Here is a 21,503-nt window from a genome sequence, read left to right as displayed (position 1 = left end):
AGAAAGAACCAACGAGGAACAATCATGTCCAACAGCGATTCTATTGTCATTGTCGGTGCTTCCCGTACTCCTATGGGCGGCTTTCAAGGCGATTTCGCCAATGCTCAGGCCACAGATCTCGGTGCTGCCGCCATTCGCGGCGCACTTGCAGGCGCTGGCCTTGCGCCGGAAGCGGTAGAGGATGTCTATATGGGCTGCGTCCTGCCTGCTGGTCAGGGGCAGGCTCCGGCGCGTCAGGCTTCGATCAAGGCAGGAATACCTGTTTCCACCGGCGCAACCACCGTCAACAAGATGTGCGGCTCGGGCATGAAGGCAACCATGCTTGCACATGATCTGCTGCTGGCGGGTTCTGCCGACGTGATCGTTTCCGGCGGCATGGAGAGCATGACAAACTCCCCCTATCTGCTGCCCAAGGCACGTGGCGGCTATCGTATGGGGCACGGACAGATTATCGATCATATGTTTATCGATGGTCTCGAAGACGCCTACGACAAAGGCCGCCTCATGGGCACCTTTGCCGAAGACTGCGCGGAAGCCTATCAGTTCACGCGGGAAGCTCAGGATGAGTTCGCCATTGCCTCGCTGACACGCGCCCAGAATGCCATCAAGAATGGTCTTTTCGCAGCCGAAATTACGCCCGTTACCATGAAAGCTGGGCGCAGCGAGATCGAAATCTCCATCGATGAACAACCCGGCAAGGCAAATCTTGACAAGATTCCAACCCTTCGACCGGCATTTCGTGACGGCGGCACCGTGACGGCCGCAAACTCCTCCTCAATCTCGGACGGTGCGGCGGCCCTCGTTCTCATGCGCGCTTCCGAAGCGGAAAAGCGCGGCCTCACCCCGCGTGCGGTTCTGGTCGGCCATGCGACCCATGCCGACAAGCCGAATCTCTACCCGACCGCCCCCATCGGCGCCATAAACAAGCTTTCGGCGAAAATCGGTTGGAACCTGAAAGACGTAGATCTCTTTGAGATCAATGAGGCTTTTGCGGTCGTAACCATGGCGGCGATGCGTGATCTCGATCTGCCGCATGACAAGGTCAATATTCATGGCGGCGCCTGCGCCCTTGGCCATCCCATCGGCGCGTCCGGTGCGCGTATTCTTGTCACCCTGCTTTCAGCCCTCGAAACCCATGGCCTGAAGCGTGGCATGGCGGGCATCTGTCTGGGCGGTGGCGAAGCGACTGCCGTCGGCATTGAAAGGATCGTCTGATGCTCTTGAACGATACGCAGGAGCAGATTCGCGACGCCGCCCGGCAGTTTGCACAGGAACGGCTCGCGCCGGGTGCTGCCGGACGCGACAGGGAACATGCTTTCCCGCGCGCAGAACTTTCTGAAATGGGTGAGCTTGGCTTTCTTGGAATGCTGGTGCCGGAAGAATGGGGTGGGTCCGATCTCGGCACGGTTGCCTACGCGCTGGCATTGGAAGAGATCGCCGCTGGCGATGGCGCCTGTTCGACCATTGTTTCCGTCCATTCATCCGTCGGTTGCGTTCCGATCCTGCGTTTCGGTACCGAAGAGCAGAAACAGCGTTTCCTGCCCAAGATGGCTTCCGGTGAATGGATCGGCGGGTTCGCATTGACCGAACCACAGGCCGGTTCGGATGCGTCTGCGCTCAAAACCCGCGCACGCCGCGACGGCGATCATTACGTGATCGACGGTTCCAAGCAGTTCATCACGTCGGGCAAGAATGGCAGCGTGGTGATAGTGTTCGCCGTTACGGATCCATCGGCAGGCAAAAAAGGCATTTCGGCGTTCATTGTGCCGACCGATACTCCGGGCTACGAGGTTGTTTCCGTGGAACACAAGCTCGGCCAGCATTCATCGGATACCTGTGCGCTCGCTTTCACCGATATGCGCATTCCGGTAGAAAATCGACTGGGCGATGAGGGCCAAGGCTACAAAATCGCGCTTGCCAATCTGGAGGGCGGGCGCATCGGTATTGCTGCGCAATCTGTCGGCATGGCCCGCGCAGCATTCGAAGCAGCATGTGCTTACGCCAAAGAACGCATCACATTCGGCAAGCCGATTATCGAGCATCAGGCCGTCGCTTTCAGGCTTGCCGACATGGCAACGAAGATTGAGACAGCCCGTCAGATGGTTCTCCATGCAGCTGCGCTGCGCGAAGCGGGCAAACCGTGCCTGACTGAAGCATCAATGGCCAAACTTGTTGCCTCTGAAATGGCTGAACAGGTCTGCTCTGCCGCGATCCAGATTCATGGCGGTTACGGTTATCTGGCTGATTATCCAGTTGAGCGTATTTATCGCGATGTTCGGGTCTGCCAGATTTACGAAGGCACCAGCGACGTGCAGCGTCTTGTAATTGCGCGAGGAATGTGAAGGCCACTTGCGATAATGTTTGCAAGTCGTGGTGAAAATCGGCCAAAAGATCGCGTGCGGATACGAGGTATATCTGCACGCAAAATGTGAGGCCTGATGACTGTTCGCCCGATTGTAAACTATCCGGATAAACGGCTTCGCGTTGCAGCCGAGCCAGTCACCCTGTTCGACGGCGCTTTGCAGGAACTAGCCACTGATCTTCTCGATACAATGCGCGCAGCACCGGGCATCGGCATCACCGCGGCGCATATCGGCATATCAACACGTTTGGTGGTTTTAGAACTGCCAACCGAACCAGTCCCCAAATTCTATGTAAATCCGGAAATCGTCTGGGCTTCAGAAGAAAAAATCCATCGTCAGGAAGGCAGCGTCTCGATGCCAGGTGTTGTCGATGAGGTCGAGCGCCACGCCCGCATCACAATTCGCTATCAGGACCTTAATGGTGACGAGCAAGCCGAGGAATCGGAAGGCCTGCTCGCCGTTTGCCATCAGCACGAAATCGACCAGCTTGACGGTATTTTCTGGATTCAGCGTCTTTCGCGATTACGCCGGGACCGCCTCATCAAGCGCTATGAGAAATCGCAGCGCCCGAGATAGTTGGCGCTGCGAAATGCACTCAATAAAGTAGACGAGCGCGGATAGTGCCGGGAATTTCGCGAATGGCCTGCAATACCGTTTCGCTGGCCTCACCGACGCCATCCGCTTCCATCACAAGATAACCCACTTCGCCATCGGTCTGCAGAAACTGGCTGGCGATGTTGATGTTATGCGTCGAGAAAACATTGACGAGGCTGTTGAGAATGCCGGGGCGATTTTCATGCACATGCATGAAACGTGTTCCCGTCGGACGTGGCGGCAGCTGGACTTGCGGGAAGTTGACAGCGCCCAGCGTGGAGCCGACATCGGAATATTCGACCAGTTTTCGGGTGACTTCCAAACCGATACGTTCCTGCGCTTCTTCCGTCGATCCGCCGATGTGAGGCGTGAGAATGACGTTCTCCAGACCCTGAATCGGAGAAACGAACCTGTCGTTGTTCGAGGCTGGTTCAACCGGGAACACGTCGATAGCAGCACCTGCGAGGTGACCTTCCTGCAGAACCTTTGCCAGAGCTTCCAGATCAACAACCGTACCGCGCGCATTGTTGATGAGAAAGGCTCCCTTTTTCATCTTGCGCAGTTTCGCTTCGGTAATCAGCTTCGAAGTCGATTTATTCGACGGCACGTGCAGGCTGACAACGTCTGAAATCTTCAGCAGTTCGTCGAGGCTCGCAGCTGGTTTGACATTGCCATATTGCAGCTTGTCGGAAGTGTCGAAATAACGCACGGTCATGCCAAGGCTTTCAGCCAGATTACCGACTTGCGAACCGATATTGCCATAACCGATGATACCAAGCGTCTTGCCACGCACTTCACGGCTGCCGGTTGCCGTCTTGTCCCAACCGCCTGCATGTGCGGAGACGGAGCGTGGGAAAATCCGGCGCATCAGCATGATGATTTCGCCAATCACCAGTTCTGCTACCGAACGGGTATTCGAAAATGGTGCATTGAAGACCGGAATACCGCGCTTGCGTGCAGCTTTCAGCTCAACCTGATTAGTCCCAACCGAGAAGCAACCGACTGCGATCAGACGGTTAGCCGCAGCAAAAATCTCTTCAGTCAGTTGCGTCCGCGAACGAATGCCGACGATATGCGCTGACGAAATCGCTTCAATCAGATCGGCTTTATCCAGCGCCTTCGGCAGATGCGTGACATTGGTGTAACCGGAAGCTTTGAAGTAATCGACGGCTGTTTGATTGATGCCTTCCAGTAGAAGAACATTGATGCGGTCGCGTGCGAGTGAGAGACGTTCAGTCATTTTGGGGATTTCCAGGCTGTAACAGCAGATAGTCGGTTTACGACATGAATGAACGCAAAGCCGTCGTCAACAGGATGTATTGAAAGATTTTACCCCAATTGCAGATTCACGAAGAAAGTGAATGGAGCAGCGCCTTTTCAGAAACCCCGACGGGCCTATTTGATTACTATGGCAAATAACAAAAGCTTCCATTTGGCTCACCTGCCAACCGAGCCAAAGATGTCCTTAAATGACAGCAACCGGAGGAATACCCCCGATGAGTGAAACTATCACCCTTGATACGCATGAAGCCATTCGGGACTGGGTGGCTGCTCGCAACGGAAACCCTGCATTTGTCAGCACATCCATAGATCCCGATGCAGCGCCGGTATTGCGAATTGTTTTCGAGCCGGAATTCGTTGCCGATGTCGAACGGCCCTTGGATGCAGGCGGACTTGAAGTCGTGGAATGGGAAGATTGGTTTCGCGTTTTCGACCAGGAAAAACTGGTCATGCTGGTAGCTCACTCGAAGCCAGGAAAACTTGATAATTTCTATCAAATCCTCCCGGCCTAATTGCTAATGAAATAATTACCTTTTGCCGGTCAGGGACTGGCTTCAAGCCAGTTTCCCTGATCGACTATCAGTTCTTAAGCTTCTTGCCGATGGTTTCCGCGACCAGCGCCAGCGAAATGGCCCCCGCATCGGGATGACCAATGCTCTTTTCCGCCAACGGTCTCGCCCGACCGAGTTTCGGAGCAAGCGGCGCCGTCGCGTCGGCTGCGACCTTTGCAGTCTCCGCCGCTTTATTCCAAGCATCGGCCAGCGTCTTGCCAGAAGCAAATTCGCTTTCAAGCGTTTCCACAAAAGGAACAAACGCATCCACCAATGTCTTGTCGCCGGGCTTCGCCCGGCCAAGGGTTGTCACTGAATCAAGCGCGCGCCTACCACCGCGAACGACCGCACCATCATCAATGTTGCCATTGTCGGAAAGCTCCGCGCTCCATGAGCGCAGCAGAAGTCCCCATAGCGCTCCCGATGTTCCTCCGGCTCGGTCCGCCCAGGCGTCACCTGCAACAGCCAATACGCTTGCGGCCCCCGCCCCGGCCTTGACGGCCTGGTCAGCTGCATCTTTTGCAGCCGTAGAGCCACGTCGCATGCCTTGCCCATGATCGCCATCACCTGCGAAGGCATCGATACGACCCAATTCCTCTTCGGCCTCGACCAGCACATCAGCGACGGCGTGCAAAATACCCTGCATGCAAACAGCACCGGCACGCCCGGCCTCATCCGACTGAGCAAAATCGGGCGCCGCATCCTCGTTGGCAATGACATCGTATGCGGGCTCGACTGTGATCGCTTCGCCGCGACGCAGAACCGGAGTATCGCAAGCTGCCGTCCAATAGCGCTCGAGTTCGTCATCGAGCCAAAGAAGGGTCAGCGAACAGCCTTGCATGTCGAGACTGGTAACAAACTCACCAGCTTCCGGAGCTACAACGTCAAGACCAGCTTTTTCCAGCAACGACGCAATCGCTGTCCACAGGACAAACAGCTCTTCGTACTTGGTAGCACCAAGGCCGTTCAGGATAACACCAACTTTCTTCGTTCCTTTGGGACACTCCGCCAGAAGCTTCTCCACCAGCAGGCTTGCCAGACCAGAGGCAGGCAAGATCGCCTCTTCCTTGATCCCCGGCTCGCCATGAATGCCGAGACCAAGCGCCATCTGGCCTTCCGGTACGGTAAAGAGCGGGTGTGGAGCGCCAGGCAAGGTGCAGCCTTTGAAGGCAACGCCAAAAGACACGGTGTTGGCATTCGCATGACGTGACAGCCGTTCGACTTCGTCCAGTGACAGACCGGCCTCAGCAGCAGCACCAGCAATCTTGAACACGACCAGATCACCAGCAATGCCTCGCCGCTTCTCGTGCATATCCGCCGGAGCGCTGGCCACATCGTCGGTTACAGGCACGATGCGGACGTCGATACCTTCGGCACGCAGTCGTTCAGCAGCAACGCCAAAATTGAGGACATCCCCGGCGTAATTGCCAAAGCCCAAGAGAATACCACCGCCCTTATGCGCCTGCCGACAGACACGCGCCACTGCCGCCGTGGAAGGCGAAGCAAATACGTCACCAGCAACGGCTGCATCCGCGAGGCCTGGCCCGACATATCCGGCAAATGCAGGGTAATGACCCGAGCCGCCTCCGACAACTACAGCGACCTTGCCTTGAGGGACCTTTGTGGAACGAACAACGCCGCCACGCACGTGACGAACATAGCGGTTATAGATACTGGCAAACCCGGCAAGAGCGGTCGAGGCAAACTCCTCCGGGGCGTCGAAAATCGTCGTCATTGAAACAGTCCTTGGTCTGGGTCATTAGCCGCGTGGCAGGATGCGGCGCAAGTAGTCACGATTTGTAGCCGAAACAGAAAGCCCGTCGCCACCATAATGTTCACATAAAAACGGGCTGGCAAATCCGTGATCCAGCGCCATTCTGATGGCTGCACGATAATTGATGATCCCGCTTTCGAGGGGAGCAGGATGTGTGACGATGACACCGGAGGCTGGATCTTCTGTACGGGTGTAGTTCTTGACGTGCCAGAATTTTGCGTAAGGCGCGACCTTCTCCATCATCTGCTGCCAATGCTCGACCGGACGGTGCAGACGAATGAGATTACCCAGATCGGCATTGATCCCTACATTATCGAGGCCGACTTCCTCGACAAAACGAACCGAACTGTCCGCAGTACCGAGATAAGTATCCTCATACATTTCAAGAGACAGCTCTATGCCAAGCTCCTCTGCGTGACGACCGAGTTCGCGAATTCGTTCAACAGCCTTGTTCCAGACAGCCGGATCGTCCGGGTTCTTCGCTCCGTCGACCGTCCAGAACCATAATGCCTGTTTCTGCAGGTCTGTCAGCGGTTCAAAAAGCCCGAAGGAAACGCAACTGGCACCGATTTCCTTTGCCGTGTCGATAACCCTGTGCCCATAGGCCAAATATTCGTCGCCATGCTGTGCATCGATCACGCTGCGCCGTGAGGTCGAAATCGCAGGAATAGTAAAGCCGAGCGATTTGGTGACCGCCATAAATTCACCAAGACGGGCGGGTGACAAATCCGCCAGCCGCAACCAGCTGTCAGTCGGATCGAGTTCGGTAAACCCTGCATCCGCAACGTCGGACAAAGTACGAGCCCAATCTTCTGCCGACTGATCCTGCACGGAACTGCCATCCGGCAGCATATTGGGATACTGGATCATCGCTGCTGCAATTGGCCAGGTTTCGCGCGTCCATTTCGAAGTCGTCTGTTTCAACTTACATTCCCGTTCTTTGCGTAATCCATCGAAATCAGGCCACATTACCGTTACCCGAGGGCATTTCGGGTTTCCGGCTACGCAGTTTGCCAATGCCCCAGAAGATCGCGGGTGAAACAAGCAGGAAGACGCCGAGCGTCATCAGCGACGCAACCAAACCATTCGACCAGAATATCGAAAGCTCACCGTTAGAAATCATCATCGACTGACGGAAGGCATCCTCTGCCTTATCGCCCAGAACCATGGCGAGAACCAACGGTGCCAGTGGATAGTCGAGTTTCTTGAAGATATAGCCCAGCACGCCAAATGCGATCACCAGCCAGACGTCGGTTATCGAATTGGCGACCTGATAGGCGCCGGAGAAAATGACCGCGACAATAATCGGTCCGATAATCGAGAACGGCACGCGCAGGATAGATGCGTAGAGCGGCACAGTCGCAATCACCAGAATGACGGCAACAATGTTGCCGAGATACATGGAGGCAATCAGGCCCCAGACGAAATCCGGGCGATCCGTGAACAATGTCGGGCCAGGAGTGAGACCCCAGATCATCAGGCCGCCCATCATCACAGCAGCGGTAGCCGAACCCGGCACACCAAGTGCAAGCATGGGGAGAAGCGCAGATGTACCGGCCGAATGGTCCGCAGTTTCCGGCGCCACGATACCGCGTGGATCCCCCTTGCCGAACTTCGATTTATCGCGAGCGGAACGACGAGCCACGCCGTAACTCATAAAGGATGCGGCCGTTGGTCCGGCGGGCGTTATGCCCATCCAGATACCAATCAGCGTTGAACGAGCGAGCGTGAACCAGTAGCGCGGCATTTCAAGAAGCGTACGCCCAATCTCACCGAGACGCACCCGTGCCTTGATGCCATCAAAGCGTAACCCCTCCTCCGTCGTCAGCAACAGTTCGCCGATCCCGAACAGGCCCATCACTGCAATCAGAAAGGAAATACCCTTGATGAGTTCCGGCATTTCGAATGTCAGGCGCAAGTTGCCGGAGATCGTGTCCATCCCCACCGAAGCAAAAGCAAAACCGATCATCATGGAAACGAGTGTCTTGAAAGGTGATTGAGCGCCCATGGATATGAAGCTGGCAAAAGCCAGAAAATAGACAGCAAAATATTCCGGGGAAGAAAACCGCAGGGCGAAATTGGCGACCCAGCTGGAGAGCAGTGTAATCATCACTACGCCAGCCAGTGCTCCGATACCAGCCGAAACGAATGCCAGCGTCAGGGCGCGGCTCGCATGTCCGGCCTTCGCCATCGGATATCCATCGAAAGTGGTGGCAACGGACGAAGGCTCACCTGGAATATTGAATAGAATGGACGTAGTCGATCCACCGAACAATGCGCCCCAATACATACAGGAAAGCAGAATAATCGCGGAGATAGGGTCCATCGTGAATGTCAGCGGCAAAAGCAAGGAAACGCCGTTAGGCGCGCCCAATCCCGGCAGGACACCAACCAGAATTCCTAGCGTCACACCCAGCATCATCAGCAGAACATGATTGAAACTGAGTATGTGGGCGAAGCCATCCATCAGGAGACTGAAATTTTCCATGTCTTTCCTCCAAAGACATCGGACTTTCCGGTATCAATAAATGCCGAAGAAAGCCTCGACCGGGCCTTTAAGGAGCGGAACCTTGAAGCCGATTTCAAAAATGACGAAAAAGAAGAGGGAAACGGCAATACCGGCTGGCACGGAAGTCCACCACTTGTAGCGTCCCTGAAACATCATCGCTCCAGCGATGTAGAGTGCCGTGCCGACATAAAGCCCGAGAACCGTGGATATGGCAGCGAAGGCAACCAGCGGCAAGGCGAACCCGAGAACCGGTTTCAGCCGGGAGAGTTCAACAAAGACTTCCCCGCTGCCACGATGTTTTATAAATGCCACAACGAGATTGACCGCACTTCCGAACATGATCAGCAGCCCGATGTAGAACGGGAAATAACCCGCATCCGGCCCCATTTCCGTCCAGCCTGTGCCAGCCTGTTGTGAGCCGTAACAGACCGCCGCTCCCAGCGCGCCTGTCAGGAGAGCAACGCCCGCTTCGATGACGAATCGGGAAACGCCGCCTTCACCTTTCTCACTCATGGGATGAGCTCCTTCGATGAATGATGCAGACGCCAATGGCGTCTGCATGAATGCACAAAACGTCAGTTGGCAAGCCAACCTTCACGCTTCAATACGGCCGTTACCGCTGTTTCATCGTTCTTGATAAAGGATGAGAGTTCATTACCGCTCATATAGGCGGCGGATTGCGAACTATCGGCAAGATACTTCGCCCATTCAGGTGTCTCGGCAACCTTCTTGAGTACGCCTGCATAGTAATCAACCACGTCCTGATCGACGCCTGCAGGAAGCCAAACGGTGCGTGGCATGGAGTAATTTTCGATTGCGATCCCTGCTTCCTTGCAGGTCGGGATGTCGCTCCATCCCATATCGCCAGCAACCTTGCCGTCACTCTTGAGTTTTTCACCCTTGAAGACGCAAAGCGGCTTCACCATGCCCGCCTGCCATTGGCCAAGATTCTCACTCGGATTGTTGACATTGGCCGCAATGTGCTCGCCCGCGAGCTGAACAGCGGCTTCGCCACCGCTTTTGAACGGGATATAGCCGAGTTTCGAACCCGTGGCATCGTTGATCATGGATGTCAAAATCTGGTCAACGTCTTTGGACTGACTGCCGCCAACCTTCATGCCCGCATCAACTTTCGCTTTGGCGATAAACTCTGCGGCTGTCTTGAAGTCAGACTTTCCGTTGATCCAAAGAATGAATTCATCCGAAGCCAGTGCCGAAACTGGGACCAGATCTGCCGATTTATAAGGAACCTTTGCGCGCACCGGCAAAAGATAGGCGTTGTTCGTGCCGAAAGCGAGCTTGTATGGATCGCCCTTATAGCCGGCAGTGTAGACAAAACCTTCTGCTCCGCCCGCGCTGCCCTTGTTTGTGGCGACGATTGGCGCACTCATCAGGTCATACTTGCCGATGATCGACTGGATTGTACGCGCGAAAATATCCGTACCGCCGCCCGGCCCGGCTGTCACGACAAACTCGACTGGCCGTGTCGGCTCGAATGCCAGAGCAGATGATGCGATTACTGCCACGCCTGCTGCCAGGCATGCGATATGTAGAGACTTCTTCATGGTCTATCCTCCCAGTTAAGCGGCACGGGCCTCCCCCCATGCCGATAGTGTCAAAATGTCGAAAATCAGGCAGCGTTTGAAAGTGCAGCCGCTCTTTTCGCCATTCGTGCCGCGAGCAGGATTGCTTCGCGCGTGGCCCCCACGTCGGCGATGCCCTTCCCGGCAATATCGTAGGCAGTGCCATGGGCGGGCGTGCAGAGCGGGAACGGCAATCCGCCCATCATTGTCACGCCTTTGTCGAAGCCCATCAGCTTCATCGCGATCTGACCCTGATCGTGATACATGGTCAGCACCGCCTGAAAGCCATCCTTCAGAGCACGCAGGAACACTGTGTCAGCTGGGAACGGACCATCGACATCGAACCCCTTGGTCTTCGCTGCCTTGACGGCAGGTTCAATGATGTCGATTTCTTCCATGCCAAAGCTGCCGCCGTCACCAGCATGTGGATTGAGCCCAGCCACTGCAATCTTCGGATTGTCATATCCCGCCTTCTTCAAGCACATCCAGGCCAGTTCCAGCTCGGCGAGAATTCCTTCAACAGTCAGGGTCGAGGCCACATCCTTGAGCGGAATATGCGACGTCACGCGCGCGTTCCAGACTTTCTCCAGAACGTTGAACTCACGCACCTTGCCTGTGAAGCTCAGCACATCGGCAACAAAGCGGATTTCGTCGTCGTAACCCGGATAGGCAAACCGCATGGCCTGCTTGTTGAACGGCGTAAAGCAAACAGCCTGCGCATGTCCGGCATCGGCAAATTTCAACGCAGTACGAAAGTTCTGAGTTGCAAAAGTTCCGCCGACCAACGTGGCTTCACTACGCACAACATCCTTCGGATCGAGATTTTTCAAGTCAACGAAGACGTGCTTGCCGACCGGCATGTTCGGCGCATTTTCGAGAGTAGAATCCTGCAGATCAAGCTCAACACCCGCTGTACGCGCACCTTCGTCCAGAACGCGGCGATCACCAAAGACGATGATATGCGCTTCTTTTCTGACATCCGGCAAAGCGAGGAGACGCGCCGTCAGCTCGGGACTGACACCGGCTGGATCTCCCATTGCAAGCGCAATTACGCTCGGTTCAGCGCCAGTAACGGTCATTAGCATCCTCCTCGTCTGCATTCTGTATGCAGCATGCATATGACAGCCCCACGCATGACGCAAGCATTTTGTATTCTGTATGCAGCATTTTATATTGACGGTTGAGGGCAGGCCAGCCATCTTCGCCTCAAACGGTGAGGTGAGGATTCGAGCTCACTCTTTGAGAAAAAGGCCGATGGACGAAATTCAAAAAAACGAACAAGCCGAAAACGGCTCACAAGCGTTCCGCCGTACTGCCTTGCACGACATGCTCGTCAACCATCTGCGCGACATGATTATCGAAGGGCAGCTAGAACCTGGCACGCGTCTGCATGAAGGCCAGCTCGGGGAGCAACTTGGCGTGTCCCGGACACCGCTGCGTGAGGCGATCAAGTATCTGGCCAGCGAAGGTCTGGTCGAGCTTGTTCCAAGTCGGGGCGCCGTTGTGAAGCGATTCAGTGCCGCCGACGTGAAAGACATGCTCACAGTCCTGCGCACTCTGGAAGAGCTTGCCGGAAAGCTCGCCTGCGAGCTGGCGTCCGACAAGGAAATTGCTGACGTTCGTTCACTGCACGATGAAATGATCGAGCGGTACAAGCATGCTGACCGACTGCAATATTACAAACTGAACCAGCAGATTCATCTCGCCATCGTTCGTCTGGCCAAAAACCCCACGCTGGCAGACATTCACCAAATGCTGCAGACACGATTGAAACGAATCCGTTTCGTCGGCCACGAAGGCACCGAAAAATGGGCGGCGGCTGTATCAGAGCACCAAGAAATGATCGAGGCGCTGGAAGCCCGCGACGCGACCCGACTGTCTGAAGTATTGGGACGCCATTTGACCAAGGCATGGGAGCGCGTACGCGACTCGTTGTAAAGGCATCAGACGTCTCGTTTTGTCTATCTGCCGCTATCGGCCAGATCATTGTTTGATCGAAAACATCAGATGAACTCTACCTCAATCCAATCGGATCGCGTTATAGATAGGCTGTGAACTTTTTTGCTTATCTGATGTATCGGTGCAGACTATGGAACTGAAATGGCTTGAAGATTTCGTCAGTCTTGCAGAACACAGGAGCTATTCTCGCGCGGCAGGTGACCGCAATATCACGCAGTCTGCCCTCAGCAAGCGCATCAAGCAACTGGAAGACTGGATTGGCCTCCCCCTGATCGACCGCTCTTCGAATCCTATTGGCTTGACGAAGGCGGGAGAGTGTTTTCTTCCGCGAGCACACGATGCTCTTGAAATGCTGCTTACCGCCCGTAAGACCGTCAGCGAAGGTTATAGCGCATCGTGGGAAATCGTTTCTTTTGCTACACTCAACACGCTGTCACTCACATTCTTTCCGCACTGGATGGCGCAGATTGAAGCCTCCGGCGCGTCATTCCGTGCCCGTTTTGCCGATCCGCATTCATCATTCGTCGGAAATATTTCCACGCTTGTCAGCGGGCATTGCGACTTCTTCCTGACTTATGCGCATCCGGCAGTTCCGCAGATGGATGATCTTGGCGGTTATCCGTTTTTGGCACTGGGCACCGAGAGGGTCATCCCTGTATCCGCTCCTGCGCCGAATGGACAAGCCCTACATAGCTTGAAGGAAAAGTCGCTACCAATCGACTTCCTCAGCTATCGAGGCAATTCGTTCTTTTCTCTCGCTCTGCCCTGGCTGCTTGAGAAACATGGTTTCGAATTGAATACGGTCTATGAAAACGGAATGTCTGTTGCGCTCAAAGCAATGGCGGTCTCCGGACATGGTGTTGCATGGATACCGGAAAGCCTTGTCGACGATGAACTCAAGCGTGGCGTGCTCGTCCGCGCCGGTGAAACAAACACCGATCTGTTGATTGAAATCCGCGTTTACCGAACACCTCAATTCAGGAACAAGCAGGCGGAACTCTTCTGGCGCCGTGCCTCGCAACTGGTTGCCCAGAAAAATGGCCACAACGCCGGAAGTCTTGCGCCGAGTTAAGTCATCAAGGCCGGGTGAAAAGTGCCGCAACAGCTTGCAGGTTCTCTGCATCGTCAAGATCACGCAAATCCCGATAGATCTGATCTGCTGCCGGAATCACCGCACAACAATCAAGAAATTTTCGCGTCCGGTCATCTGCGCTAAACGGTTGCTGCAGAGTACCAACGGCGAAGCTGCGCGACGCCTGCAAAACACGTCCGTTTTTCAGTGTAACGGTTGCGACATGCGGCAGCTTTTCCACTGATGCCCGTTCTTCCTCCATCGAATAACTTCGCATGGCGATAACATCGAGCAATGGATCGTCCCGGAAAGCACCCACGGCCTCTGGGGTAAAATCTGCAAGTGCCAGATGTCCCTGCCGCAGGGCGCGTGCGACGCAATATTGCATGGAAAAGCGTGCCTGCATCTGGTCGGCCGGCTGCATATAGGCAAGATTGCGGTAGTTCGCGATCCCAACCAACGTATCTACAGCTACAACATCCTCGGCATCAAACCGGTGTTCTTCCTTAAGATCAAGCAATGCGTCGACGATCATATGGGTGGACCCACAGCAAGGATGCCGTTTCGGCATGACACCGGCCGTTTCGATTACATGCGCCTTATCCGTGAGGATATCCTCGATAATCCAACCGTGACGTGGGTCCCCTGCAAATAACTCACGAATACCCTGCTCCCCTTCCAGAATATCGTGCCGGGCCTCCATTCCGGCTTTTGCGAGCAATGCAGCCTCAACAGCATTGCGCGCGGCCATGCCTGCATGAAACGGCTTGATCAGCGTGCCGAACTGACCTTTCGTGCCGGATGCGAAACTGGCAGCGATAGTGATCGCCTGTGTGGTCGTCGCGATGTCGAGACCGAGCATATGAGCCGTGGCGACAGCCGTGCCAATACTCCCCACCGTTGAGGTGCCGTGCCAGCCAGCTGTGTAATGTGCCTGTCCCAGGCCCTCGCCTACCAGGGCCTGTGCCTGCAGTCCTGCCAGATAGGCGTCAATCAGACGCCCCCCTGCGGTTTCATCCAGATTGGTCAGTGCCAAGATAGCGGGCACGATCACCGCCGAGGCATGACTCATGCCGGGCAGGAAATTATCGTCGAAATCGAGCGCATGCGCTGCTGTAGCATTGACCAGTGCAGCGAACATCGGGCTGCCTGTTTCTCCCGCAACCAACAAAGCAGTTCCGCCAGCGCTGAATTCTGCAAAGGCTTTCGCAACACTTTTCGTACTGACATCGTCACGACCTGCCACCATACAGGCCAACGTATCTAAAATGGCGTCACGCGCCAGTGTCCGCGCATTGGCGCTCACCACTGGTTTTGCACATGCTGAAGCAATCGCGAATGCGACCGTCACCTTTTCCCGCTGCATGACATTACCCCTGAAAAGCATCCAGAATGAGCTTCAAGAGACGCCCGAACTTGTGCCGGTTCAGCTGACGACCAGCAATGTCCGTATCCACACGATGCACGATCACCATGTCGAGCGCGGGCAATACGATACAGAAATGGCCGCCGGCACCGAAACCTGCATAGCTGCCATTCGGTGCCACCACACCGGGGAAAAACACGCCGTCTCGCTCCAGCCACCACATATAGCCATAAGCGCCACGTGCACCGGCATGAGAGTAAGGCATCACACATTCCTGCGCCCACCCCTCAGGTAGAACGGGTGCACCATTCCAGCGACCATTGCGCAGATAAAGCTGACCGAAGCGCGCCAGATCGCGTGTCGACAGACGGAACGGGTAAGCGGCGTGTCGGCTTTCCATAAAACGGTCATGCCAGCCGTCTGGCTTGTCACCGTCGAGTCTAAAATCCTCAAGGCCAAGCGGTTTTGCGATACGCTCATCGAAAGCCTGGTGTACGGTCTTGCCGGTCAACTGCTCGAAAATAGTACCTAGTGCGTTGAAATCCCAATTGTTGTAGCACCAGAAGGTACCGGGAGCGTGGGAATGACGCTTTTCCTTGATCATCCGCATCCATGGCGTTTCGTAGCCCGCCGGATGGTAGATGCCAGAACGGGCCGTTAGGAGATCATAGACCGTCGCCTGCTTTTCTACTTCGCTCAAGCCTTCATTGTCATCAATGCCTAGCTGCTCCAACGTCAGGCTGAGATCAATGGTGCCATCGGCTACATCCTGTCCCATCATCGCGGCAAGAATACTCTTGCGGATGGAGTGGCAGAGATATTTGTGCGTGATGTCGCCATATGTGTGGACGATCTTGTTGCCCTGAACGATCATCAGCGCATCGGTTTCCTGGCTGTCGGCACAAGCATCGACGGCGCCCAGCCCAGCTTCAGACCAGCCCGCCGCAGCGGGGCTTTTCAGACGTTCCCATTCCTGTCCCGGATTGGCCACCGAATGATAGTTCATACTCGTATTTCCCTAGACTGATTATGTGCAACAGCTTCCACACTGGCATGCAGGAACTCCTGCGTGTATTCGGCTTTGGCGCGCGAATGGCGCAGATCGTCCGCCGTCAATTCTTCCAGAATGATGCCCTTGTGCATGACCCCGACACGCTCGCAGATATGCGCCACCACGGCGAGATCGTGCGAAACCATGAGGTATGTGAGATTTCGCTCGCGGCGCAGCACCTTGAGCAGATTGAGAATTTCCGCCTGCACGGAAACATCGAGCGCGGATGTCGGCTCATCGAGAAGCAGCACGTCCGGTTCGATGATAAGTGCACGTGCTATGGCGACACGCTGGCGCTGGCCACCGGACAATTCATGCGGATAGCGATAGAGAAAGCTCGGACCGAGACCCACCGCTTGCAATACGTCGCGAACTCGCTCGTCCTTGCGGTCCATGCCGTGAATGGCAAGCGATTCCGCCAACACCTTATGCACCTGCTTGCGTGGGTGCAGCGAGGCATATGGGTCTTGAAACACCATCTGCACGCGACGGAAAAATGCTTTATCGCGTTCGCCGCCCATCTTCCGTCCGTCAAAGCTGAAGTTGCCTTGATAATGCGGGATGAGACCGGCAAGAGCGCGCAGGATCGTGGATTTGCCGCAACCGGATTCGCCGATCAGACCGTAAGCTCCGCCGCGTTCGATGTGAAACTTCACCTTCCTGACGACAGTGGCGCGCTTGCGCCCCTTGCCGAAGCTGATGGAGAGGTCCGAAACATCCACGAATGGAGAATTGGCGGCGTATTTCATCGGGTTTCTCCCACAAGCGTCGGTTCGGTCAGCCAGCTTTTGTCGCGTTCGGGAACCTTAAGCATATCGACCGGATGGTCGAGCCGCGGCAAGCTGGCCAGAAGCGCCTGCGTATAGGGGTGACGCGCCTTGTGCAGCTCCTTGGCTGGCAGATCTTCCATGATGCGCCCCGCATACATGACCAGTACCCGGTCACAGAAGTCCGCCACCAGATTGAGATCATGACTGATGAACATCAGCCCGGTGCCCGAACGGCTGACCAGTTCGTCGAGTATAGTTAGAACCTGGCGCCGCACCGTCACGTCGAGCGCGGAGGTTGGCTCGTCGGCAATGATCATGTCCGGTTCGGGAATCAGCATCATGGCGATCATCACACGCTGTCCCATGCCGCCAGAAATCTCGTGTGGAAACAGACCCATGACGCGCTCGGGATCGCGAATATGCACTGCCTCCAGCATGGCAATTGTTTTCTGTCGCGCTTCGGTCGATTTCACACGATGGTGCAGGCGATAGGCTTCCATGATCTGATCGCCGATACGGATCAGCGGATTGAGCGAATATTTCGGATCCTGAAGGATCATCGAGATACGGTTGCCGCGCACGCTGCGCATCTGGCGTTCGCTGGCTGACAACAGGTCAACCTCGCCGAAACGCAGGGCCTTGGCACGGATCTGCGCCGTCTTTGGTGTGAGTTTGAGAATCGAGCGCCCGGTCATCGATTTGCCGGAGCCGGATTCACCTACGATGCCGACTTTTTCGCGCCCGATGGAAAAGCTGATGCCGCGAACGACATCAATGTTGCGATCAGCACCGGGAAAAGACACCCACAGATCATCGACTTCAAGCAATGGTTTTGTCATTGATCTTATCCGTTTCTAGGGTCGAGGACATCGCGCAAGCCGTCACCGAACAGGTTGAATGCAAGGCTCGCAAGCAGGATTGCGGTGCCCGGCACAGCGGCAAGCCACCAAGAGGTCATCATAAATTCACGGCCACTGGACAACATCGCGCCCCATTCCGGGCTTGGCGGCTGTGCACCAAGGCCGAGAAAGCCGAGGCCCGCAGCGGTTAGGATGATCGACGACATGTTAAGTGTGATGCGGATCACCACCGAGGGTATGCACATTGGCACGACATGCTTCGCAATGACCCGCATGGCGGAAGCCCCCTGCAGACGGATGGCGGCCACATAATCCGACGAGCGGATCGTCAATGTCTCGGCACGAGCAAGACGCGCAATGGGTGGCCATGCAGCGAGCGAAATGGCTATGACAGCATTTTCGATACCCGGCCCGAGTGCTGCAGCAAAGGACAGCGCAAGCACAAGACTGGGAAAGGCGAGAAACATGTCGACGATGCGCATCAGCGCCGTATCGACCCAGCCACCCATATAGCCTGCGGTGGTACCCACGATGAGGCCGATAGGTGCAGCGATGACGGCGGTCAGCGTTACGATGTAGAGTGTAATGCGCGAACCATAGACAAGGCGACTGAAAATATCGCGACCCAGTTCGTCTGTACCGAAGAAATGGCCCCATGACGGTGGTTGAAGCCGATTGGCAAGATTGTTGGCACCGATGTCGTGTGTTGCGATCAGGGGCGCGAAAATCGCCACCAGAACCAGAAGGACGATGACCGCAAGACCAAAGACAGCGGATGTGTTGGCCATCAGCTTGAACCAGGACCGGCGCAATTGCTGTATATTGGCCTGAAAGGCAGAAGTGGGTACGGGAGCGGTCATCCAGGCCCGCAGGGAACTGGAAGTTTGCGCCGGCGACGTGCTGGTGTGCGTATTCATCGGCAGTTTCCTATCGTGTGCGGGGATCGAAGACGCGATACAGAAGATCGCTGATCAGGTTGATACCGACGAACAGAATGCCGACGATAAGCGTACAGCCGACCACTGCGTTCATGTCACCAGCCAGAAGTGCATTGGTGAGGTAACGCCCGAAGCCCGGCCATGCGAACACCGTCTCGGTCAGCACCGCACCTTCCAGCAGGAAAGCATAGGACAGCGCCACAACCGTCACGACCTGAACCGCAACATTGCGGAAGGCATGGCCCCAGACGGTACGCGCCCAGGACAACCCCTTGACGCGTGCTGTGATAACATATTCCTGATTGAGTTGCTCGATCATGAAACCGCGCGTCATGCGGCTGATATAGGCCATCGAGCCGAATGCGAGGATCAGCGCGGGCATGATGATATGGCTTACGGCGTTCCCAAAAGCATCCCACTGGCCCTGCATCGCGCTGTCGAGAAGCAGGAAGCCGGTCGTCGGGTCGACGGAATATTCGTAAATGAAGTCTATCCGACCCGGCCCGCCAATCCAGCCCAGCGTGGCATAGAAAATCAGCAGCGCCATCAAGCCGAGCCAGAAATTCGGCGTGGAATAGCCAAGCAAACTGACCATACGCACGGCATGATCCAGAGGCGAATTGCGGTACATGGCAGAGAAAACACCGAGCGGAATGCCCAGCGCGGTTCCGATGACGATAGCCACAGTCGCCAGTTCGATGGTGGCCGGGAAGACGCGTGCAATATCTTCCAGCACCGGACGACCGGAAGTCAGCGCGTTGCCGAAATCGAACATCAGCGCGTTCTTGAGATAGAGGCCATATTGCACGATCAATGGCTGGTCGAGCCCCAGCTTTCTATACATCGTGTCATACGCTTCCTGGGACACATTATCGCCCAGCATCGCGATGACCGGATCAAGTGGCAAAAGGCGGCTGATGAAAAAGGTCAGCGTGATCAGCCCCAGAAGCGTAATTGCCACTGAAACGACCAGACGCGCGGTGGCGGCGAGAAACTGAAGTACGGGTCCGGCCTCCCGATCGTGGTCCACCGCCTCCACATCTTCAATGATTTCGTGCGTCGTCATCTGCAAATTCCCGAAAGAGAAAAACGGGATGCCCGGTCCGGGTCGCGAAGCGAACCACAGGCGACCATGCGGTCATCCATTGAAACGATGTGCACCCAACCACTTTGAGAGAAGCCGCCGGGTGCGTAATTTCCGTTATTTAGCGGCCAGATCGTAGTAGACGCGGAAGCCGTTCCAGCTCCAGTTCTTCATGGCCTTGTTGACACCGGCGACATTGTAAATTTGGAAAATGAAGGCATGCGGCCCCTTCTCCATCATCTCTTTCTGCAGATCGATATACATCTGCTTGCGCGTGGCCTCATCCTTCTCGAACAGGGCAGCGTCAACGTCCTTGTTCACGGCTTCGTTGAAATAGCTCGCGCGCCAGCTCGGATACATGGTCTGCTTGGCTTCAGCCCGGTTGTCGGGATTGAATATCTGACGCGAAGCATTGCCATGCGCGTCCGGAACAGTCGTCTGCCAGCCCATCAGCGAAGTCTGGAACTCACGGCCACGGATACGGCTGAACAATTGCGCATTGGCCATGCGTTCGATCTTGATCTTCACGCCTATCTTGGCGGCCGCGTCCTGAATACTCTGGGCAATCGGAGCGGCATAAGGCGCGGTACTGATGAACATCGTCGTCTCGAAGCCCTTCTCGTAACCGGCTTCCTTCAGCAGTTCGCGAGCCTTTTCGACATCAAGTTTGAAGGGCTGCCCTTCCTTCTCGTCCAGCGCGCCGAAAGCACCGAGCTGCACGAAACTTGCACGCGGCACACCGACATTGTTGATGACCGTCTTGCCGAGGCCCTCATAGTCGATGAGATAACGCATCGCGAGGCGTACCTTCTCATTGGCGAAGATCGGATCGGCATTGTTGAAGTTCCAGTAGAACAGCGAAGGCTTCAGCGAGCGTGAGGCGGTCACCTTGTCCTGAGTTTCCAGATCGCGCAGATCTTCCGGCGTCAGGTCACGGGCGATGTCGATGTCGCCCTTTTCGAGCAACAGTCGCTGGGTTCCCGCTTCCGAAACATGGCGGATCAACACCTGCTTGAGCTTCGGCGCTTCATCCCAATAATTGTCGGTCGCCTGGAGGATAACCACTTCAGCCGGGTTCCATCGCATCAACTTGTAGGGGCCAACGCATTCCGACCGAGTGGCCAGATATTTGTTGCCCATGTCATTATCGACCTGGTTCTGCATCAACACCTTCTGGTTCAGAAGGCTGGCAACACGGTTGGCGGCGATCGCCGCCAGGATGAGATTGACCGGATATGGCTTGTCCAGCTTGAAAACGACTGTGTTGTCGTCCGGCGCCGAAATGGTCTGATCCACATTGTCCTTGGTGAAACCGTATTCTGTCAGCGTGGCTGCATTGCCGAAACCGAGCTTGACCGCGCGCTGGAGCGACCACGCCATATCACCCGCCGTCGCCTTGTCGCCATTGTCGAACGTCAGATCATCGCGCATGTGGAATGTGATCTGCAACCCGTCTTGCGAAACCTCCCAGCTTTTGGCAAGTTGCGGCACGATCTTGGTCTCGTCAGCCGGATCGAAATCGACCATGGGATCGCAAATATTCTGGATAATTTCATTGGTCGCGGCCTCGCCGATCTGCGCCGGATCAAAAGTGCTGATAGCGTCGATATTCCAGGCCATGACGAGTGCGTTCGGCGGTGAGGCGGCTTCGGCGGTGAACGTCACGGCGCCCATACCGGCGGCAAGCGCGAGCGCCGTGGTGCGGCACAGGATGGTTGTCTTCTGTTTTTGCATTGTTATCCCCTTTT

General features: G+C 55.7%; 20 protein-coding genes. 6 read left to right on the top strand and 14 right to left on the bottom strand.

Going from position 1 to position 21,503, the window contains the following annotated elements; translation table 11 throughout:
• Positions 1–24 precede the first annotated feature (24 nt).
• The 3 genes from HWX93_RS08215 to HWX93_RS08205 all read left to right on the top strand — a co-directional run bounded on the left by HWX93_RS08215 (position 25) and on the right by HWX93_RS08205 (position 2,939).
• Complete coding sequence (locus tag HWX93_RS08215; protein WP_176037100.1) at positions 25–1,215, top strand: acetyl-CoA C-acyltransferase; 1,191 nt, start codon at positions 25–27, stop codon at positions 1,213–1,215.
• Positions 1,215–2,342: an acyl-CoA dehydrogenase family protein gene (locus HWX93_RS08210; protein ID WP_176037099.1), complete on the top strand. Its 1,128-nt coding sequence runs from the start codon at positions 1,215–1,217 to the stop codon at positions 2,340–2,342. The genes HWX93_RS08215 and HWX93_RS08210 overlap by 1 nt, the downstream gene beginning before the upstream one ends.
• A gap of 96 nt (positions 2,343–2,438) precedes the next feature.
• Positions 2,439–2,939, top strand: a complete 501-nt coding sequence (locus HWX93_RS08205; protein ID WP_176037098.1) for a peptide deformylase — start codon at positions 2,439–2,441, stop codon at positions 2,937–2,939.
• A 19-nt stretch (positions 2,940–2,958) separates the two neighbouring features.
• Here HWX93_RS08205 and serA read toward each other — a convergent pair whose 3' ends face one another.
• Entirely contained in the window at positions 2,959–4,197 is a 1,239-nt protein-coding gene (gene serA, locus HWX93_RS08200; RefSeq protein WP_109986898.1) for a phosphoglycerate dehydrogenase, read from the bottom strand.
• Between the two features lie 256 nt (positions 4,198–4,453).
• Here serA and HWX93_RS08195 point away from each other — a divergent pair, with 256 nt between their 5' ends.
• Positions 4,454–4,750, top strand: a complete 297-nt coding sequence (locus HWX93_RS08195; protein ID WP_109986897.1) for a hypothetical protein — start codon at positions 4,454–4,456, stop codon at positions 4,748–4,750.
• A gap of 67 nt (positions 4,751–4,817) precedes the next feature.
• On the opposite strand, the gene HWX93_RS08190 is transcribed toward HWX93_RS08195, so the two are convergent.
• The 6 genes from HWX93_RS08190 to HWX93_RS08165 form a co-directional block, all read right to left on the bottom strand.
• Positions 4,818–6,524: a dihydroxyacetone kinase family protein gene (locus HWX93_RS08190; RefSeq protein WP_176037097.1), complete on the bottom strand. Its 1,707-nt coding sequence runs from the start codon at positions 6,522–6,524 to the stop codon at positions 4,818–4,820.
• Positions 6,525–6,548: 24 nt separating this feature from the next.
• Complete coding sequence (locus tag HWX93_RS08185; protein ID WP_176037132.1) at positions 6,549–7,433, bottom strand: sugar phosphate isomerase/epimerase family protein; 885 nt, start codon at positions 7,431–7,433, stop codon at positions 6,549–6,551.
• 88 nt (positions 7,434–7,521) lie between these two features.
• Positions 7,522–9,051 (bottom strand): tripartite tricarboxylate transporter permease, encoded by a 1,530-nt coding sequence (locus tag HWX93_RS08180; protein ID WP_176037096.1) that lies wholly within the window; start codon positions 9,049–9,051, stop codon positions 7,522–7,524.
• A gap of 33 nt (positions 9,052–9,084) precedes the next feature.
• Positions 9,085–9,585: a tripartite tricarboxylate transporter TctB family protein gene (locus HWX93_RS08175; protein ID WP_176037095.1), complete on the bottom strand. Its 501-nt coding sequence runs from the start codon at positions 9,583–9,585 to the stop codon at positions 9,085–9,087.
• Positions 9,586–9,647: 62 nt separating this feature from the next.
• The gene (locus HWX93_RS08170) at positions 9,648–10,637 is read right to left on the bottom strand and encodes a Bug family tripartite tricarboxylate transporter substrate binding protein (RefSeq protein WP_176037094.1); all 990 of its coding nucleotides are present in this window, start codon (positions 10,635–10,637) and stop codon (positions 9,648–9,650) included.
• Positions 10,638–10,702: 65 nt separating this feature from the next.
• Positions 10,703–11,734 (bottom strand): 4-hydroxythreonine-4-phosphate dehydrogenase PdxA, encoded by a 1,032-nt coding sequence (locus HWX93_RS08165; RefSeq protein WP_176037093.1) that lies wholly within the window; start codon positions 11,732–11,734, stop codon positions 10,703–10,705.
• Positions 11,735–11,909: 175 nt separating this feature from the next.
• Between HWX93_RS08165 and HWX93_RS08160 the strand changes: the two genes are divergently transcribed.
• Positions 11,910–12,593, top strand: coding sequence for a GntR family transcriptional regulator (locus HWX93_RS08160; protein ID WP_176037131.1), 684 nt, complete (start codon positions 11,910–11,912; stop codon positions 12,591–12,593).
• Between the two features lie 151 nt (positions 12,594–12,744).
• Positions 12,745–13,686, top strand: a complete 942-nt coding sequence (locus tag HWX93_RS08155) for a LysR family transcriptional regulator (protein ID WP_176037092.1) — start codon at positions 12,745–12,747, stop codon at positions 13,684–13,686.
• A 4-nt stretch (positions 13,687–13,690) separates the two neighbouring features.
• On the opposite strand, the gene HWX93_RS08150 is transcribed toward HWX93_RS08155, so the two are convergent.
• From HWX93_RS08150 to HWX93_RS08120, 7 genes are all read right to left on the bottom strand, one after another.
• Entirely contained in the window at positions 13,691–15,052 is a 1,362-nt protein-coding gene (locus HWX93_RS08150) for an MmgE/PrpD family protein (RefSeq protein WP_176037091.1), read from the bottom strand.
• A gap of 4 nt (positions 15,053–15,056) precedes the next feature.
• Positions 15,057–16,058, bottom strand: coding sequence for a serine hydrolase domain-containing protein (locus HWX93_RS08145; RefSeq protein ID WP_176037090.1), 1,002 nt, complete (start codon positions 16,056–16,058; stop codon positions 15,057–15,059).
• Positions 16,055–16,852 carry an ABC transporter ATP-binding protein gene (locus HWX93_RS08140; RefSeq protein ID WP_176037089.1) on the bottom strand — a complete coding sequence of 266 codons (798 nt, stop codon included), beginning with the start codon at positions 16,850–16,852 and terminating at the stop codon, positions 16,055–16,057. The genes HWX93_RS08145 and HWX93_RS08140 overlap by 4 nt, the downstream gene beginning before the upstream one ends.
• Positions 16,849–17,712, bottom strand: coding sequence for an ABC transporter ATP-binding protein (locus tag HWX93_RS08135; RefSeq protein ID WP_176037088.1), 864 nt, complete (start codon positions 17,710–17,712; stop codon positions 16,849–16,851). The genes HWX93_RS08140 and HWX93_RS08135 overlap by 4 nt, the downstream gene beginning before the upstream one ends.
• Before the next feature lie 5 nt (positions 17,713–17,717).
• On the bottom strand, positions 17,718–18,650 hold the full coding sequence (gene nikC / locus HWX93_RS08130; protein WP_176037087.1) for a nickel transporter permease: 933 nt from the start codon (positions 18,648–18,650) through the stop codon (positions 17,718–17,720).
• A gap of 10 nt (positions 18,651–18,660) precedes the next feature.
• Complete coding sequence (locus HWX93_RS08125) at positions 18,661–19,737, bottom strand: ABC transporter permease (RefSeq protein WP_176037086.1); 1,077 nt, start codon at positions 19,735–19,737, stop codon at positions 18,661–18,663.
• 135 nt (positions 19,738–19,872) lie between these two features.
• Positions 19,873–21,489: an ABC transporter substrate-binding protein gene (locus HWX93_RS08120; RefSeq protein ID WP_176037085.1), complete on the bottom strand. Its 1,617-nt coding sequence runs from the start codon at positions 21,487–21,489 to the stop codon at positions 19,873–19,875.
• Positions 21,490–21,503 lie beyond the last annotated feature (14 nt).

Source organism: Brucella tritici, from assembly GCF_902825325.1.
Taxonomy (GTDB): domain Bacteria; phylum Pseudomonadota; class Alphaproteobacteria; order Rhizobiales; family Rhizobiaceae; genus Brucella.
The sequence above is the reverse complement of the archived record's forward strand: the minus strand, read 5'-3'. Positions and strand labels throughout refer to the sequence as shown.

Coding starts and splice junctions, on each gene's coding strand:
- HWX93_RS08195 (WP_109986897.1), top strand. CDS start 4,454: ATGAGTGAAACTATCACCCTTGATACGCATGAAGCCATTCGGGACTGG.
- HWX93_RS08145 (WP_176037090.1), bottom strand. CDS start 16,058: ATGAACTATCATTCGGTGGCCAATCCGGGACAGGAATGGGAACGTCTG.
- nikC (WP_176037087.1), bottom strand. CDS start 18,650: ATGAATACGCACACCAGCACGTCGCCGGCGCAAACTTCCAGTTCCCTG.
- HWX93_RS08205 (WP_176037098.1), top strand. CDS start 2,439: ATGACTGTTCGCCCGATTGTAAACTATCCGGATAAACGGCTTCGCGTT.
- HWX93_RS08135 (WP_176037088.1), bottom strand. CDS start 17,712: ATGACAAAACCATTGCTTGAAGTCGATGATCTGTGGGTGTCTTTTCCC.
- HWX93_RS08160 (WP_176037131.1), top strand. CDS start 11,910: ATGGACGAAATTCAAAAAAACGAACAAGCCGAAAACGGCTCACAAGCG.
- HWX93_RS08120 (WP_176037085.1), bottom strand. CDS start 21,489: ATGCAAAAACAGAAGACAACCATCCTGTGCCGCACCACGGCGCTCGCG.
- HWX93_RS08215 (WP_176037100.1), top strand. CDS start 25: ATGTCCAACAGCGATTCTATTGTCATTGTCGGTGCTTCCCGTACTCCT.
- HWX93_RS08190 (WP_176037097.1), bottom strand. CDS start 6,524: ATGACGACGATTTTCGACGCCCCGGAGGAGTTTGCCTCGACCGCTCTT.
- HWX93_RS08165 (WP_176037093.1), bottom strand. CDS start 11,734: ATGACCGTTACTGGCGCTGAACCGAGCGTAATTGCGCTTGCAATGGGA.
- HWX93_RS08180 (WP_176037096.1), bottom strand. CDS start 9,051: ATGGAAAATTTCAGTCTCCTGATGGATGGCTTCGCCCACATACTCAGT.
- HWX93_RS08155 (WP_176037092.1), top strand. CDS start 12,745: ATGGAACTGAAATGGCTTGAAGATTTCGTCAGTCTTGCAGAACACAGG.
- HWX93_RS08185 (WP_176037132.1), bottom strand. CDS start 7,433: ATGATCCAGTATCCCAATATGCTGCCGGATGGCAGTTCCGTGCAGGAT.
- HWX93_RS08125 (WP_176037086.1), bottom strand. CDS start 19,737: ATGACGACGCACGAAATCATTGAAGATGTGGAGGCGGTGGACCACGAT.
- HWX93_RS08210 (WP_176037099.1), top strand. CDS start 1,215: ATGCTCTTGAACGATACGCAGGAGCAGATTCGCGACGCCGCCCGGCAG.
- HWX93_RS08140 (WP_176037089.1), bottom strand. CDS start 16,852: ATGAAATACGCCGCCAATTCTCCATTCGTGGATGTTTCGGACCTCTCC.
- HWX93_RS08175 (WP_176037095.1), bottom strand. CDS start 9,585: ATGAGTGAGAAAGGTGAAGGCGGCGTTTCCCGATTCGTCATCGAAGCG.
- HWX93_RS08150 (WP_176037091.1), bottom strand. CDS start 15,052: ATGCAGCGGGAAAAGGTGACGGTCGCATTCGCGATTGCTTCAGCATGT.
- serA (WP_109986898.1), bottom strand. CDS start 4,197: ATGACTGAACGTCTCTCACTCGCACGCGACCGCATCAATGTTCTTCTA.
- HWX93_RS08170 (WP_176037094.1), bottom strand. CDS start 10,637: ATGAAGAAGTCTCTACATATCGCATGCCTGGCAGCAGGCGTGGCAGTA.